Annotated in this window: 14 protein-coding genes and 3 pseudogenes; 8 read left to right on the top strand and 9 right to left on the bottom strand. The window is 44.2% G+C overall.

The genetic code is table 11. The features are described 5' to 3' along the window. The first annotated feature begins 84 nt into the window (after window positions 1-84). Window positions 85-1,284 (top strand): enolase C-terminal domain-like protein, encoded by a 1,200-nt coding sequence (locus UA76_RS00615; protein WP_047042116.1) that lies wholly within the window; start codon window positions 85-87, stop codon window positions 1,282-1,284. Window positions 1,285-1,335: 51 nt separating this feature from the next. Here UA76_RS00615 and UA76_RS00610 read toward each other — a convergent pair whose 3' ends face one another. From UA76_RS00610 to UA76_RS24200, 3 genes and pseudogenes are all read right to left on the bottom strand, one after another. Further along, window positions 1,336-2,052 (bottom strand): GntR family transcriptional regulator, encoded by a 717-nt coding sequence (locus UA76_RS00610; protein WP_047042114.1) that lies wholly within the window; start codon window positions 2,050-2,052, stop codon window positions 1,336-1,338. Between the two features lie 200 nt (window positions 2,053-2,252). Beyond that, window positions 2,253-2,830: pseudogene (locus tag UA76_RS00605) on the bottom strand (FMN-dependent NADH-azoreductase). A 260-nt stretch (window positions 2,831-3,090) separates the two neighbouring features. Next, window positions 3,091-3,282, bottom strand: a pseudogene (locus tag UA76_RS24200) (hemolysin D); the annotation flags it as partial. A 16-nt stretch (window positions 3,283-3,298) separates the two neighbouring features. On the opposite strand from UA76_RS24200, the gene UA76_RS23935 reads away from it, so the two are divergent. Both UA76_RS23935 and UA76_RS00595 read left to right on the top strand, forming a co-directional pair. Continuing rightward, window positions 3,299-3,532 (top strand): hypothetical protein, encoded by a 234-nt coding sequence (locus tag UA76_RS23935; protein ID WP_202906889.1) that lies wholly within the window; start codon window positions 3,299-3,301, stop codon window positions 3,530-3,532. A gap of 287 nt (window positions 3,533-3,819) precedes the next feature. Continuing rightward, window positions 3,820-4,065: a Rho-binding antiterminator gene (locus UA76_RS00595; protein WP_047042112.1), complete on the top strand. Its 246-nt coding sequence runs from the start codon at window positions 3,820-3,822 to the stop codon at window positions 4,063-4,065. Between the two features lie 55 nt (window positions 4,066-4,120). Here UA76_RS00595 and UA76_RS00590 read toward each other — a convergent pair whose 3' ends face one another. Together UA76_RS00590 and UA76_RS00585 are read right to left on the bottom strand one after the other, a co-directional pair. After that, complete coding sequence (locus tag UA76_RS00590; RefSeq protein ID WP_047042110.1) at window positions 4,121-4,906, bottom strand: phosphotransferase; 786 nt, start codon at window positions 4,904-4,906, stop codon at window positions 4,121-4,123. A 234-nt stretch (window positions 4,907-5,140) separates the two neighbouring features. Continuing rightward, window positions 5,141-6,127 carry a hypothetical protein gene (locus tag UA76_RS00585; protein WP_047042108.1) on the bottom strand — a complete coding sequence of 329 codons (987 nt, stop codon included), beginning with the start codon at window positions 6,125-6,127 and terminating at the stop codon, window positions 5,141-5,143. 355 nt (window positions 6,128-6,482) lie between these two features. Between UA76_RS00585 and UA76_RS00580 the strand changes: the two genes are divergently transcribed. Beyond that, complete coding sequence (locus UA76_RS00580; protein ID WP_047042106.1) at window positions 6,483-7,016, top strand: hypothetical protein; 534 nt, start codon at window positions 6,483-6,485, stop codon at window positions 7,014-7,016. Between the two features lie 97 nt (window positions 7,017-7,113). Here the strand turns inward: UA76_RS00580 and UA76_RS00575 are convergent, their stop codons facing one another. Next, window positions 7,114-8,139 carry an acyltransferase gene (locus UA76_RS00575; RefSeq protein ID WP_047042104.1) on the bottom strand — a complete coding sequence of 342 codons (1,026 nt, stop codon included), beginning with the start codon at window positions 8,137-8,139 and terminating at the stop codon, window positions 7,114-7,116. A gap of 142 nt (window positions 8,140-8,281) precedes the next feature. Further along, entirely contained in the window at window positions 8,282-9,238 is a 957-nt protein-coding gene (locus tag UA76_RS00570; RefSeq protein WP_047042101.1) for an AEC family transporter, read from the bottom strand. A 257-nt stretch (window positions 9,239-9,495) separates the two neighbouring features. Between UA76_RS00570 and UA76_RS00565 the strand changes: the two genes are divergently transcribed. From UA76_RS00565 to UA76_RS00555, 3 genes are all read left to right on the top strand, one after another. Beyond that, window positions 9,496-10,089: a TetR/AcrR family transcriptional regulator gene (locus UA76_RS00565; protein WP_047042100.1), complete on the top strand. Its 594-nt coding sequence runs from the start codon at window positions 9,496-9,498 to the stop codon at window positions 10,087-10,089. Between the two features lie 104 nt (window positions 10,090-10,193). Then, window positions 10,194-11,054, top strand: coding sequence for an alpha/beta hydrolase (locus UA76_RS00560; protein ID WP_047042098.1), 861 nt, complete (start codon window positions 10,194-10,196; stop codon window positions 11,052-11,054). Between the two features lie 177 nt (window positions 11,055-11,231). After that, window positions 11,232-12,620 carry an SLC13 family permease gene (locus tag UA76_RS00555; protein ID WP_047042097.1) on the top strand — a complete coding sequence of 463 codons (1,389 nt, stop codon included), beginning with the start codon at window positions 11,232-11,234 and terminating at the stop codon, window positions 12,618-12,620. A 51-nt stretch (window positions 12,621-12,671) separates the two neighbouring features. Here UA76_RS00555 and UA76_RS00550 read toward each other — a convergent pair whose 3' ends face one another. Next, window positions 12,672-13,199 (bottom strand): GNAT family N-acetyltransferase, encoded by a 528-nt coding sequence (locus UA76_RS00550; RefSeq protein ID WP_047042095.1) that lies wholly within the window; start codon window positions 13,197-13,199, stop codon window positions 12,672-12,674. A 217-nt stretch (window positions 13,200-13,416) separates the two neighbouring features. Here UA76_RS00550 and UA76_RS00545 point away from each other — a divergent pair. Further along, window positions 13,417-14,699, top strand: a pseudogene (locus UA76_RS00545) (HD-GYP domain-containing protein). Window positions 14,700-14,773: 74 nt separating this feature from the next. Here the strand turns inward: UA76_RS00545 and UA76_RS00540 are convergent. After that, complete coding sequence (locus UA76_RS00540) at window positions 14,774-15,427, bottom strand: DUF2057 family protein (protein WP_047042093.1); 654 nt, start codon at window positions 15,425-15,427, stop codon at window positions 14,774-14,776. Window positions 15,428-15,681 lie beyond the last annotated feature (254 nt).

Here is a 15,681-nt window from a genome sequence, read left to right as displayed (position 1 = left end):
AAATTTAAGCATAATTTACCGCTTGTAATTTGGATTTTTTCACGCTTATATAAAATAAATCCTGTTAGCTAGAGATAGTTTGAAGTGAACAAAAATACCATATCAAATATTGAATGCGTGATTACCAAACCGGACCGACATAACCTGATTACTGTTATTGTAGAAACAGAATCTGGTGTAACGGGTTACGGTTGTGCGACATTCCAACAGCGACCATTGGCAGTTAAAACCATGGTTGATGAATATCTTAAGCCATTATTAATTGGCAAAGATGCAAATAATATTGAAGATCTCTGGAAAATGATGATGGTCAATGCATATTGGCGCAATGGTCCGGTGATCAATAATGCTATTTCTGGCGTTGATATGGCTCTTTGGGATATTAAAGCAAAAATAGCTAATATGCCGCTTCATCAATTATTTGGTGGTAAGTCTCGTGATGCTATTCAGGTATATACCCATGCCACTAGCGATACGATGGAAGGCTTATATGAGCAAGTTGAAAAATACCTAGATCAGGGTTATCAACATATTCGTTGTCAGTTAGGTTTCTACGGTGGTGTGCCAGAAAATATTCAGACGGCGCAAAACCCAACGCAAGGCTCTTATTACGATCAAGACCAATATATTGAAAACACAGTAGAAATGTTCAAAAACCTACGTGAGAAATATGGTAAGCGATTCCATATTCTTCACGATGTGCATGAGCGTTTGTTCCCGAATCAAGCGATTCAATTTGCGAAACAAGTCGAGCAGTATAACCCGTTCTTTATTGAAGATATTTTGCCGCCAAGTCAAACAGAATGGCTGGATAATATTCGCAACCAATCGAGTGTATCGCTGGCTTTGGGTGAGCTGTTTAACAACCCTGAAGAGTGGAAAGCATTGATCATCAATCGCCGTGTCGACTTCATCCGCTGTCATGTGTCGCAAATCGGTGGTATCACACCTGCACTGAAACTCGGTCACTTCTGTGAGAGCTTTGGCGTTCGTATTGCTTGGCACTGCCCACCAGATATGACACCGATTGGCGCAGCAGTAAATACTCACTTAAATGTTCACCTGCATAACGCTGCAATACAAGAGCACGTCGAGTACAAAGCCAATACCCAGCGCGTATTCCCGAACGCAGCAGAGCCAATCAATGGTTACCTCTATGCATCAGAGATTCCAGGCATTGGTGTGGAGATGAACTGCGAAGCAGCGCAAGATTTTCCTGTCGAATACCGCCCACACGAATGGACGCAAAGTCGCTTACCAGACGGCAGTATTCACACACCTTAAAGCCTTGTTTATTCTCGCTATGGCTTTAAATTTAGACCTAATAAACGACCGCTACTCGCGGTCGTTTTGATCTCGATAATTAAGGCTTTCTGGATTAAACTTAGTGTGATAAGTGCACTGATAATTAATATCAATAATATCGCTCACCACAAACACTTCCCCAGTTTTTAAGAATCCTCGGTTGGTTATATTCATAGCTGAACTATTACGTTTACAACCAAGTAAAATAGAATCTTCTTTTGAAACGTTAATAGCTTGATAAGTGGTTAAATAACTATCAATCTCTAAGCCTAAAGATAAAACATGCTTTTGCAGTGAACTTTCAATAATATCATCAGTGATTTTAGGAAATAGACTCACAGGTAATTTTGTTTCTTCAATTTGAGTCACCTTACCTTGAATTAATCGCAGGCGTCTAATATTCCAAAGATATTCATCTTCTTCAATAGAAAACATTTGCATTTCATGGGTGGAGGGTAGGCGCTTATTTAGTTTTATTTTCTTATAAGCAATTTCACCGAATTTGTTCTCCGTGACTGAATTATAAATGAGAGGAGAGCCGATAATAGAAGTGTTGACGAAGTAGCCTGATCCTACTTTGGATTTAACAATACCAATTGCTTCAAGTTTGGACAGTGCTTTGCGGACAGAAAAACGAGAAATATCATACTTTTCTGCTAGTTCACGCTCTGATGGTAACTTTACGTCAATGACATTTTGGCAGATTTTACTAATGATATCTTGAACCAATTCTTCGTACTTTTTCATGTGCATTCAAACATTATTAACGTTGGTTAATTTATAGCATTTTTTGTCAGTGAATATAATCCAACTAGAGCAATTAAGTATGAAGTGGCTGCAAAGCGTTTTTTAAAACGCGCAAAAAAGCCTAGGGGCAGCAGAGCACCTAGGCTTTATATCTAAAACTTTCTCGCGACAGAAATGAGCCAATCTCAATCGCGAACGGGTTATAGTTTGTCGGTAAGCTCTTGGCGTGCTTGCTCACGGCTGGCCGCAGCTGGTTCATCGCCCATGTTCAGTGCTTCAGCATAAACGAACTCAACACTTGTGATGCCGAAGAAACCTAGCATGGTTTTTAGGTAACCTGTTACGTGGTCGGTTGGCGCGCCTTTGTGGATACCGCCGCGTGTTGTGACTACAACCACTTTTTTGTCTTCGATTAGACCTTGAGGACCATTTTCAGTGTAGGCAAACGTCACGCCTGCACGCGCTTGTAAATCGAACCAATTTTTAAGCTGAGTCGGTACCATGAAGTTGTACATTGGTGCGCCGATCAGCACAGTGTCTGCATCTTTAAGCTCTTGAACCAATGTATTTGATAGCGCTTGCACTTCTTTAAGTTCGTCAGCTAAGTCATCACCGCCGTTGATGGCGGTCATCGCAGCTACATCAAGTACAGGCAGTGGGTTAGCGGCTAGGTCGCGAACGACCACATCTGATTTACCTTCAATGGCAGCTCGATCAGTTGATTTGATTGAGAGTGCTCACCAAGAATGCTCGATTTTAGTACAAGTAGTTTAGACATAATCTTATTCCTTAATTCAAACTGGCGAGGTCACTGGCCTGCTTGATATCTTGAAAGCAATAATAGGATCATTTAATCAATGAGAATACGGGGTAGATTCGTTGATCTTGTTCGACAATTTCGAACATATTTTTGGCGCGTATCGAAGCCCCTATTCAACAGAAGGAATGGATACAACAAGGACAGAGATGAAGTGCAAATTGGCCACCGTTTTAGGTGGCCAATTATAGGGTTGTATCTAACTTATTTATTTTAAAGGGTTAGAGTGCGCTTAGATAAGCTTTATGTGCTTTCAGTCTTACGGTGGCAGCACCAATGATGTCCATAAAGCCTAACGCTGGGTGTGGTTTGTCTGCCGATATCCAAGCTGACCCCGTGGCACCAATCGGGATGTTATAGCCCTGAGGTTCTTCAAATTCTATGACAACCGTTCGGCCATGAGTTCCCGCGTTTTAAGAGGTCAACAGCATGACCAACTTTACCTATACCTTCCCACGTACTAGCGACAAAGTGACCGACTTGCATCAATGGAACTTGGAAAATGCAGCGGGTTGGGGCGGCGCAAGCCCTGAAGCGTTTGTCGGTAACAAATATTCAAACAGCCCGAAGATGAGTGCAAAAGTGTGTTACACCACAACGTTCGAAGACCCAGAAAACCGATTCTTTACTTCAATCACGGCTTATGATGCGATAAGTACCTGATGGACGGCGTGAAAAACGTTAACTCGCACACTTGGGATAAGAATGCAGATGGTACTATCACCGTGTCGTTCAACTGTGGCGAAAATGCGTTGAATAATATCGACACCAAAGGTCAAGATTATACATTTACTACCCGCCACTATGGTGTTAATCCAAAGATAATGGAAAGCGATAAAGACCCAATTATTGGGGTGTTAAGTCTCAATAGGGTATAGGATAAATTAATAACGGCATTGAACTTAGATTCAATGCGTTTTGCTATCCGACTACATGAACGGGAGACAAAAATGATCAGTTGCAGTGATTACGACTACATCGAAATAGTGTGTATGTATCGCTACCCAATTCGATTGCATTTAAAGTCTGGGGCTAAGGTCGAAGGCCAAGCATTGGATACTGCTCGTAATGATGACAAACAAGAGTGCATCAAGGTCATGGTTGAAGAAGTGGAGCGATTGGTCGTGCTTGATGAACTCGTCGAACTGGAAGTGCTGATGGACAACCCGCACTTTGACTACAAGCGCTTTGGCTAACTTCCTTTAATATACCCTTAACTAAACAGCCCAGTCAGTGACGCGGCGGTTTACTTCAAAACAACTTCGAAGTGATTTCATTACGATGTGCGACCAGATAAGCAATGTCTTTTTCATAAGCCAAATGATGCCCATCAGCGATATTGGCGGCAAATTGCTTGTTACCTTCTTGCGCTTGCTGCTTCATGTACGCGACCAAATTTTCTAGGCGCATGATCATGTTGTCTACCAAGGCTTGCTTATCTGAGTCCCTAGCGCCGTATGCATCACAAAAGGCTTTAGCACGTGCTATTTGGTCGGGCAGTTCGCCAAGTTTATCGTACTCGTCGGTTTTAAAAGGTGCCCAGCAATAGATGCTGTATGCCAATTCCCAAACTCGTGGAGCTGGATGTGCGGTGTCGAAGTCGAATACGCCAACGGTGGTATTCCCGTCCAGAGCCACGTTATAGGGCGTAAAATCCCCATGAGAAATGACTTCAACGGGCTCTCGAATCGGTAGCATCCAAGTATTGTCTTTGTATGAGCGCTCTTGCAGCCAGCTCTCTTCAAGTAGAGGAACTGACGCATCGTGCAGGCGGCGAAGCAGTTTGGCCGCAGAGACAAGTGCTTCATGACTCGCTATTGGCCCTTCAAGCGGGTAGTTATAAGTTGCACCGTCTACGTAAGTCAGCGTTTCTTGAGTGTCTGACAGGGCTATTGGAGTAGGGCACTGTGTGAACCCTTGTTGATACAAGGACTTAAGCAGTGTGTGAATGGTGATTGTCCATGGCTGAGCGGGCCGGTGTACCGCATCGCCTTGACGATAAATCGCGTCCTCGCGTCCGCCAGTAAGATTTTCCATTGCGTTCCTTTTTCTGATTGCCGGTCATGTCCCTGGGGAACAGGTGCGGCACAATGATGGAAGTGAGTTAAAAGCTGCCAAAAGTATAGAGGCTAGCTTATGTGCGTTCAGGGAAGCGCTTCACACACTTATCTCAAGTTGAAATAAACAATGAATCAAAGCTTGGAATAGTCATAAAAAAACGCCAGCGTTTTACACTGGCGTTTGTCGACTTAAGCATTGGGTAGTCGATGTTTATCGTTCGGCACGCTCATAAGCAAGCCAGAAAGCTTTTGTTGTGTACTGTAGCTTGTGGTAGCCATTTTCAGGGTGATAATGCATGTCCCAGAAGTTTTTAATGCCCAGCATGTGAGTTTCTGCGAGGTTCATTTTCCTCACTGCATCTCTATCTTCTGTCTTTATGGCACTCTGTTTTGCTGGAATAACGGCATTCTGACTAATAATTTTGCCTCCACCTAGAGAAAGTGCCACGTGGCCAAATTTCTTATACGGTGTGACATAGTAAACCGCCTGACCTTTTGGAATATCCCAGTTGTCACGATTCTTGTACTCGTGAGTGAACTCTTTGAATGGCTTGGTAGTGATATCGTAGTGAATCGGGGTATTCCAACCACATTTCTCGAAGATAGGGAAAAACGCATTACCGTCTTTGCCGTGCAGTTTGTTCCACAGAAAACGGCGGGAGATAGCGCCACCCTGAAAGGCCCAGAAGACCACCGCGTTATAGCAGTTAAACTCCATTTGCGTGTCTATTTGCCCACGAACCGCTTTGGTTGGATCAATATTGATGTTCTGCCATTTAGGCATCTGTTCAATGGTTTCAACCGCTTTATCTGCGACAGTTTCATGTGTCGCACTTGGGTCGATAAACCAGCTTTTCAGTTCTTTAAGTAAGTGGGTGCTTGATGTTTCTGACAGAGCTTTCACCCTTGTCATCTCTTGCCCAAGATAAACGTCATTCTTAAGAAACAGCTTGGTGACCATCAAAAGTGCACGCTTCGCACGACGATGTTCTCGATTCGTTTCTCTATCATTTGACGATGTGCCCGAAGAACCAATCGAAATCGCACTAGAGAGCGCTTTCTTTTGGTTATCGTTCATCGTGTTAATTTTGGAATTAACTTCGTTGTAATCCACAAGTTCTAATTTGGCTTTGATGTATTCGAGAGTGTCATCGATTCGTTCTTGAGCCGTTTTTGCCCACCTTGGCTTATCTGGCATGGTCATTCCTTTGATATATCAATATTGAATGTAAGAGTTTGTTTAATATAGCTATTATCAATAGTACTTTGATTCAATGCACATGGGTATAGTGAAATTGCTTGCACTCGCACGCCAACAATTAATCAAAGTCACAATGTTTTACAAAATCGTGGGGAGTTTCAGTAATTTGCTCGCCAAGTTTTGGTAGATAACTAACGTTTAGGCAAGTAACGAATGTTTTATAATTGCACGGACGTCACAGAGTTGGCACTTTATGCCCAATTACTGAAGCCTTCATGAATCTTTCCTACACTCAATAGATGGGCAAAGTTGTTGTTTACATGCGCTGCCCCCAAACGAATTTTGAGGAGTTGTGAGTGTCGTTGAAACTACCCCGCCGTGGCTGCTTGTGCTGGTCGGTTTGATTCTGAATGTGTTGGCGATATTGATGTCGAGTGTGGTACTCGAAAGATTGGGCGGCGACGTAACGCGTTACTTAGAGCAGAAAGAGGAAAACCAACACTCTATTCAATTAGCGTGGAGCAGCGTGGAAACGTTGGAGCGAAAACGTGAGGCCTTGCTGCTGCATATTCAGACCGCTCAAAATCCAGATAAGGCGATGGATAAGAACCTCTCCAATGCGCTGAAAGGTCAAATGTCGGTTTGGGTATTGGGGGACGTGCCCGACTTTAAAAGCGAGCATTTGCCTGAACTGATGATGTTGATTGACCAAGCTCAAAGAGCTCATCGCAACAAGATTGACGACTACTTCCTAGATAACCTAGCCATTAGCGAGAAAGTGACGGCTTTAGAGGACCGCATTGCTTGGTATAAGAGCGTGGCTTTGTTTCTACAAGTGTTTGGTCTAGCCCTATTGCTGGCAAGAGATTTAGCGCGTCGTAATTGAGCTTGTGTTTGCCTGCACTGTTCAACTGAACCAAGAACGAGAAAGCCAGTTAGAGAAATCTAACTGGCTTTCTAGCAAGAGAAGTGGGTCTACAAGTTTATCTAAACAGTATGCGATTGAGTGGTGTTCGTTTGACGCCCACAACCAACGCAAGTGTTAGTACAACGGTGCCAACAAAGACGCAGAGATCTCGCATTGGACCTACTAGTTCAAGGATACCCGCCACATTGTTCATGATAATGATGATTGGTAAGTGGCTGACGAAGATCGCCAGTACATAGCCCGACAGGGACTTCACTGTATTATTGTTGCCCCAAGTTGGGTTAGCGAGCAGTAATAGGAAGATGCCTAAGCCCCAAAGTGGTGTACCGAATAAGAAGTCATTGGCATTGAATGGCTGGTTGTAAGCTGTTAGGTAATACGCTTCACCAAAATGGATCGTCATTCCGAGTATTAAAAGTATTAGTGCTTTGGAGGAAGTTAGGCTCCATTGCCTTGCTCTTGCTTCAAAGCCTAATGCCACTAATAGTGTGCTGAAGAATGGACCATTACGAGTAAAGAACGGCGCTTCGAGTCCAGAAATCGGTTGGTAGCTGCCCGCTAAAGTGCCATAGATGAAAAGGCCAACAGCAACGGGAAGGATTAAGCTTTGTTGATTGTAGCGAACGAACAGCGCCAGAATCGCCACAGCAATGATTAAAGCTGGAATAAACCACAGGTGAACCAACCCGCCTTCAAGGAAGCTGTTTAAAGGCGCTTGCATTAGGTAACCCCAGTAGCCTTGTCTCTCCGCTAAGTAGCCATGCTCAGCAACTGTACCTAAGTTGAAAGGCATTAGAAGGCTGATAACACTCCACACAACCCATATCTTGATCAGTGGCTTGCAATAGCTTGCTAGCGTATCGATAGGGCTTTGGCTGAGTTTGGGTTGGATCAAGTAGCCCGAGATGAGGAAAAATAGCGGTACCGCGAATCGAGTAGCTTGGTTAAATACGTAGCCGAACCACGGTTCACCATCCACTAAAAGATAGCTCAAGAACATTTGGCAGTGCATCGCCAAAATAGCAAAAATAGCGACGACTCTTCCAAGTTCGATGCTTGTGATTTTTTCTTTAAATTTCATAACGATAAATTAACAAACTGTCGATGATAACCCGCTAAAAGTATCAGTATTAAACGCGGGGATACAGTTGTTCATTGAGGCTTTTATGCGCCACATTTGCATCTTGCGGGTTGGCGCACAAAACCATAATAGCGAGTGAAAGCTATATCAAATTTAGCGAAGAGAGAACGAATATACCGAGGGTACAAGTGATGAGGGAGAGTACGGTGGTTAATGCGATGATATTCGCAGCAAGTTCCGAGTTTCCACCCATAGCCCTAGCCATCACATAGCTCGCCGCTGCAGTTGGTGCCGCATTCATCAAAAATAGCAGGCCAAGATCTAACCCTCTAAAGCCAAAGAAGATGGCACCCAATGTAATCAGTACTGGTGCCAATACTAATTTATAGGACGTTGCAAACCACGCGGGAGCTTTGTCTTGTTTTAAGGCACGAATATTAAGTGAGCCCCCAGTACACAAAAGTGCCAGTGGCAGTGTCATATTGGCGAAGTACTGGCCTGCATCGAGCACAATATCGGGGATAGGCAATGAGAGTAAGTAGCAAACAACGCCAAGTCCAATAGCAATAATCAGTGGGTTCTTGGTCAGTGTTTTGGTGATGACGCCAACGGCTTTGATACCCGTGTCTTCCCCCTTAGGTGTCAAAGCAATGACCGCGAAGATGTTGTAGAGCACTGTTGTAGCGGCGACATAGATGGCGGCCAAAGCAACACCAGGCTCACCATAAGCGTTGGCAACATAAGCAAGGGCAATGATGGCGGTATTCGCGCGAAAGCCACCTTGAATGATGACGCCAGTATCCTGAGCATTTTTGAAGCACAGTTTGGTGGTGATGACGGTAAAGATGAAAAAGAGTACGCTTGAAGCAATACCATAGATGACGAGTGAGCTACTTGAGGCGAAATCGTGTTCAGAGGTGACAATGCTTAAAAACAACATCGCAGGCAGAGTGACCTGAAAAACCACTTTAGAGGCGACATCAATGAAGTTTTCATTGATAAGTTCTATTCGTCTTAGAAAAACGCCTAAAAACAACATTAGGCATATTGGACCTGTGATGGATGCCGAAAACAGCAATTGGTCGATAAGTCCGGACATAGTGCGCTCGTAAAGTAGTAGTGAAAGTCATCAACAGACTATTGTGCCGAAAACTTTACCATGCCGATACGTATTTATCATGGATGCATTGCCTGGAAATGATTAATACAATCAATAACTATGTGGATGGACACCGGTGTTTTGTTTATCGACCAGAATTAACCGATTTAACGTAGTCTCAAAATTGGTTCTATATATTATTTGCAAAAAAGTACGTTCGTGCTAAAAATAGAAAGTAAGATTTATAAGAGGTGTAAATGAGTAAAGGCAAAGTGACGCGAGAGTACATACTGACGACGGCGTTTCAGCTGGCCAGTGAGAATGGACTAGAAAGCTTAACAATTGGCGGTTTGGCGAAGCTTTGCGGTATGTCCAAAAGTGGCTTATTTGCTCATTTTAACTCAAAGGACAATTTGCAGTTGGCTGTACTCAATCATGCCAATGAAGTATTTAGAGAACGTGTTATCACACCAGCCCGAGTGCTTGAAGGTATTTCCGTTGAACAAAAGCTGCGGACTTTGCTCAACAATTGGTTAGGTTGGAACCATTCCTTCCAAGGCAGTTGTATGTTCTTAGATGCCTGGCGTGAGCAAGGGTTAGAACAGACTGATATTCAAATTGCACTCAAGGAGACAGTCGCGACATGGGTTCAGTATCTGTCTATTCAGATTCAAAAGGGCATAGATTCTGGTGAGTTTCGCCATGATATTGATGCCGAGCAGGCGACCTTTGAACTTTATGGGCTCTATTTAAGTGCCCACACGTTTTATTCGATCAAAGGTCACGAGAAGAGCGAACAGTTTTTTTGGAACGGCGTAGAACGTTTCATGGAGAGCTGGAAAGTAAAGTAAAAACAGGATAGCAGGGCAGTGCTCTGCTATTTATTTATCTAGAAATAGCACGGTCGTTCACTTTTAGTGTGTGCTGTTGATCAAACGAGAAAATGGAAACGATTATGAGTGAAAAGATCTATTTCAACACATCAAACAAGTTCAGCATGAAAAAGACGTTGGTGAACGTAAGTACTCGCTTACATCATAGGCTTGCTCCTAAGCATGCTGAAAAAGTCGCGAGAAATCTGTTGTTGACGCCCAACAGAACATCGGCCAAAAACAGTCAGCCACAAGGGCTCCGTGAACTTCCGGTTCAATATCAAGATGGCAAGTTAATGAGCTACCACCTTGGACAAGGGCCAGTTTGGGTGTTAACGCATGGATGGTCGGGTAGCGCTAGCCAGTTCTACCCATTGATGGAGCACATCGCGAGTAAAGGGTTTACGGCAGTGGCTTACGACCATCCGGCTCATGGTGCAAGTGATGGCCAGTATGGTCATATTCCGGGTTTTGTATTAGGTCTTGAAGCGGTGCTTGATTCGGTTGAGGATGTGGTAGGCATTGTCGGTCATAGTATGGGAACGGCTTCCTTGCTGGAGTGCCGACATCGTAAGATTGAACAAGTGCCAGTGTTGTTGATTGCTCCGGTTCTAGACTACTTGGACAACCTGTTTGGTAGCATTGCCCGTTCTGGCTACTCCATGCGTCTGTTTAAAGCGGTGGTGTCAGATATTGAGCAGCAGTATCGCTATCCGCTTCAATCAGTAGACCCATACAATAAGCTTTCTCAGCGTACGGCACCAACCTTCATCGTTCATGATGAGAAGGATAAGTTCACTCAGTTTAATGTCTCTGAGCGCGCTGCGAATGAAATGCCTAATGTCACATTGGTTCCGACTCAAGGACAGGGTCATGGCCGTGTGATGAAATCGCCTCAAGTGATGGCAAGTTTTGATAGCTTGACTTCCTATATAGCTTCTTAAGTGACGAAACTCTCATTGATATTTAGCAGAGCCTAATTCAATAACTCTCCAAGAAACAGAATGTTAACCATATTAACCTTGTGTTTGATGTGGTTAACAAATTCGCTACGATTATTATCAACCTTGTTGACTATATGTGAAGATATTCTCGCCTATGGCCCTCATAAGGAAATAATAATGAATAGAAATGATAGTGTCCCTTTACCCTCCAATACCCGAGAATGGTTTCTTAACCGAAACAGCCTGATTGTCGTTGCGAACATTGCCCTGTTCATCTTGATGTACCGTTTGCTGCCGTACGAAAAAGATGTCGTCCTAGGGCTATGTATGCTGACATTTGTCGCCGTGTTGTGGCTAACCGAAGCGCTGCACGTGACGGTTACCGCGATACTCGTGCCCGTGATGGCGGTACTTTTTGGCGTTTTTGATACTCAAACAGCGCTTAACAATTTTGCTAACTCCATCATCTTCCTATTTTTAGGTGGGTTCGCTCTGGCGGCGGCGATGCATAGGCAAGGCTTAGATAAAGTCATTGCAGATAAAGTGCTCGTCTTGGCCAAAGGAAAGATGAGCGTTGCGGTATTTATGTTGTTTGGTGTGACTGCTCTGCTATCAATGTGGATTAGTAATACTGCGACTGCTGCAATGATGTTGCCATTAGTACTTGGTGTTCTGAGTAAAGTAAATTCAGAAAGCGGCCATAAAACGTATGTGTTTGTCCTGCTTGGTATCGCCTACAGTGCAAGTATCGGCGGTATTGCCACTATGGTGGGCAGCCCACCGAATGCAATAGCAGCGGCTGAGGTAGGATTAACGTTTACTGAATGGATGGCGTTCGGTGTGCCTGCCGCTATGATTTTGCTTCCTGTAGCAATTGCAGTTCTATTTATGGTACTTAAACCTGATCTGCAAGGAGACTTTGAGCTCAACCGCGATGCGGTGGACTGGGATAAAGGCAAAGTAGTGACGCTGGCTATCTTTGCGACAACGGTCCTGCTGTGGATTTTTAGTAAGCCGATTAATGCAATGTTAGGCGGCTATGCGAAATTTGACACGGTTGTGGCGCTTGGCGCGATTGTTATGGTGAACTTCGCACGCGTGGTGCACTGGAAAGATATTGAAAAAACCGCAGACTGGGGAGTGTTGCTTCTATTTGGCGGCGGTATCTGTTTGAGTAATGTGCTTAAAGCGACAGGAACCAGTGTCTTCTTAGCGAACATGCTCAGCGATCTGATTGCGCACTTTGGCCTGTTCTTCATTGTGTTAGTGATTGCCGCGTTCGTGGTTTTCTTAACTGAATTTGCCAGTAACACCGCCAGCGCGGCGTTGTTAATCCCTGTTTTTGCAACGGTTGCCGAAGTGTTTGGCTTATCGCCAGTTATCTTGTCCGTATTGATTGCGGTTGCCGCTTCTTGTGCCTTTATGCTGCCTGTTGCGACACCACCCAATGCGATTGTGTTTGGATCAGGTCATATTAAGCAAAAAGAGATGATGCAAGTGGGCATCATTTTGAACATCGCATGTATTGTGGCGCTCACGTTTATTGCGATGATCTTCTGGTCATAGGACTATCTCTTTCGCTTCGCTATACCGATAAATCACCCGTTAGATGCCAACCTAGCGGGTGATGCCGTAAACGGCGTGATCGACAATCTCACCATTCAAACTCTCACTTTGAGTGATCACACCTTCTAACTTTAGCTCGCATTTTTCTGCGACCCTGCGGCTTTTTGTATTACCTGTCGCGGCGCGTATTTCTAACTTGGTCATATCCAGATCGTCGAATGCTATTTGGATCAGTTGATTGACGACTTTCTGCATAATACCTTTACCTTGAACGTCCTCGCTAAGCCAATATCCCACCTCTACTTTACGTAAATCGTGGAGAATTTTGTTGAAACTGCAGTTACCCACGAGTTGGCCTCGATAGAAAATGGCGCACGTCATGGATTTTCCATCCGCATAATCGTGGAGGGACTTCTGGATAAATAGACGAAAATCTTGCTCGGATTGACAAAATTTCGGCCAAGCTAACCATTGAGATAAATAGGCTTGCTGCCGTCTAACGAGATCAACGTACAGTGGCGCGAAGGACTCTTGGACCAAACTGAGTGAAATATCGTTATCTATGGTACGTTGAAACATGTATTGTTCCTTGAGGTGCTTATGTTTCATTACAAGCAAACATAGGTCTGAACGAGGATCTACAAGCAAAGCTTCGCTTCGTTATCTCAATCACGCTTCCCAATGATTATTCCTCCGATCAGTAGAAATCATCAATAAGTCCCATTAGTCTGACCAGATATTTTTCCCTTAGAGTTAATGTGGGGTTTATCTTGTCACTTTTGATTAGGCTAACGATATGAGTGCGAGTTTAGATAACGTTTGTGTGGATTTGCGTTACGTCCTAACGAGCGTGTCTGAAGCGCTCGATGCGGTGGGTGTAGATGCGATCCACCACGGGTATCGAGTCGGATACATTGCTTATCGTTGTGCGAGACGATTGGGCTGGGATGAAGAACTGTCGCAGCACGCTTTTGCTTTGGGTTTGATTCATGATTGTGGGGTATCGCAATCGGAGGAACTGTCCCGTTTGTTCTCGCAATTGATCCCCGATGATACTGATGAACATTGTCGTCAAGGCTATCAATTCTTGAAAGCGTGCTCACCCTTGGCGAGTTTCGCTCCGCCTATTTTGCACCATCACACTCGCTGGATTCAGTTAAAAAACTTAACTACTTTGACGGAGCAAGATAAGCAGTTTGCCGCATTGATCTTTTTGGCTGATCGAGTGGACTTTCTCTTTAGTCATCAGCCGCTCGATGAATACGGCAATTTAACGCAAGACTCTAAGCACGCAGTGCTCACTGAACTGAAAATTCAATCGGGTAACTTGTTCTGCCCAGCGATCGTCGATGAGATGTGTTATTTAGTTGAGACCGACGATTTTTGGTTTGCATTAGATTGCTGTCATATTAAAACTGAGTTGCTGTGTTTGCCTGAAACACCGTTGGTGTCACGCTCGCTAGGGTTGGCCGAAACCATTGAAGTGGCAGAGTTTATGGCGAAAGTGGTAGACGCAAAAAGCCTTTTACCTTCCAGCACTCGCAATGTGTTGCGGTGCTTACAGAGTTTTTAGGTCAACAGCTGGGAATGAGCCCACGTCGTCAAAGAGAGCTCTACCTTGCTGGCCTATTGCACGATATCGGCAAGCTGAAAACACCAAAAACCATTTTACACAAAGAAGAGGCGCTCACTGCTTCTGAGTACAATTGCATTAAGCGTCATGCTACCGATTCACGTATTTCGTTGAAGCAAGTGATTGCAAATCCTCAGCTGGTGGAGTGGGCGGTCAATCACCATGAAAGGTTGGATGGCTCTGGCTATCCTATGGGTAAAACAGAAAGCGAGTTGGATTTGCCGAGTCGAATTGTTGCGCTAGCGGATGTTTTTCAAGCGTTGACTCAGTCGCGTCCGTATCGGAAAGGTTTAAGTTTAGATGAAACGATGGCGATCATTCGCAAAGATGTGGCAGACGGTAAGTTAGACAAGCACGTGTTTGAATGTATCGAAGCCAACGCGTCTATTTGCTATGCCCTTTCTACCGGGCGGGACATTTCTCAGCAGTCCGCTTCCAATGAATAAAACAATGGCCTTGAAATCGAACTTCAAGGCCATTTTTCAATGTTCTAATTTGATTGACGCGAGATGTTTCAGCTTTATTGCTGATTTACGAAAGCTTTAAAGCGGGCTTTAGTTTCAGCGTCTGCCTTTTCATACCAGAAGTGCAGCATCTCTTCAGCCGCAGAAGCAGAGGCTGTTGCTTCACCTTTTGGTTGGTCTTTAATTGCAGGCAGTGTTACTGGCATAGCAGTTCCTGCAATGGCCACAGCGGCAACACCACCGGCACGGTTGTATTCACGCACTTCTTGCGGGAAATCTCGACCAATTTGCATGCCGTCTTTGATCAGGTTGTCTTTCTTCACCTCAATGGCGTCGCCGTTTTGATCAACCAGTGCCCACTCAAAGTTTTTGATGTCTCGTTCAGCTTCTTTTTGGTTGCGGTATTGTGGTAACTCGAACGTCAGCTCAGTATCCGCCGCGTTGAATTTGGTGATCACCGCGTAGCTCTCATAAGTTTGACGGTCGTCTCCACGATCGAAGTAAGGCTTGTATCGAAATACGATTTGGTTTTCACCATCCGGTAGGGTGAGATCTTTGGTCGCAGAGAAAAAACCACCGTCGAGTGAGGCTTTCTCCCCGTTGGCATTCAGAATTTCAATGGTGTCAGGCACTTTGATGGTGACGTCAGCAAAAGCAAAAGTGCTCAATGTTAGAGCAGAAAGTAGCGACAAGGCTTTGATTTTTTTCATTAGTATTAGTCCAAGAACAAACGTTAAGTGTCCGATATTGCCAACTATATGCATACTTTGCAATCAGACTAGTGTGAAGTATTTGTGAGGAATATTGATGGTGAGACGTTGTCAGCCTCAATAACGATAAATAGCCTGCAGTATGGGCGGAGGGCTTAACTAAAGTGCTACATAAATTAGATTCATAATCCACGTAAATACTTCTGTTTTCTGATTGCTTTGTTATTTATTGGTTAAAATTAAGAGTGAAAATT

The sequence above is a fragment of the Vibrio mexicanus genome (assembly GCF_001012815.1).
Taxonomy (GTDB): Bacteria; Pseudomonadota; Gammaproteobacteria; order Enterobacterales; family Vibrionaceae; genus Vibrio; species Vibrio mexicanus.
Note: the sequence above shows the minus strand (reverse complement) of the source record. Positions and strands in the feature narration are given on the sequence as shown.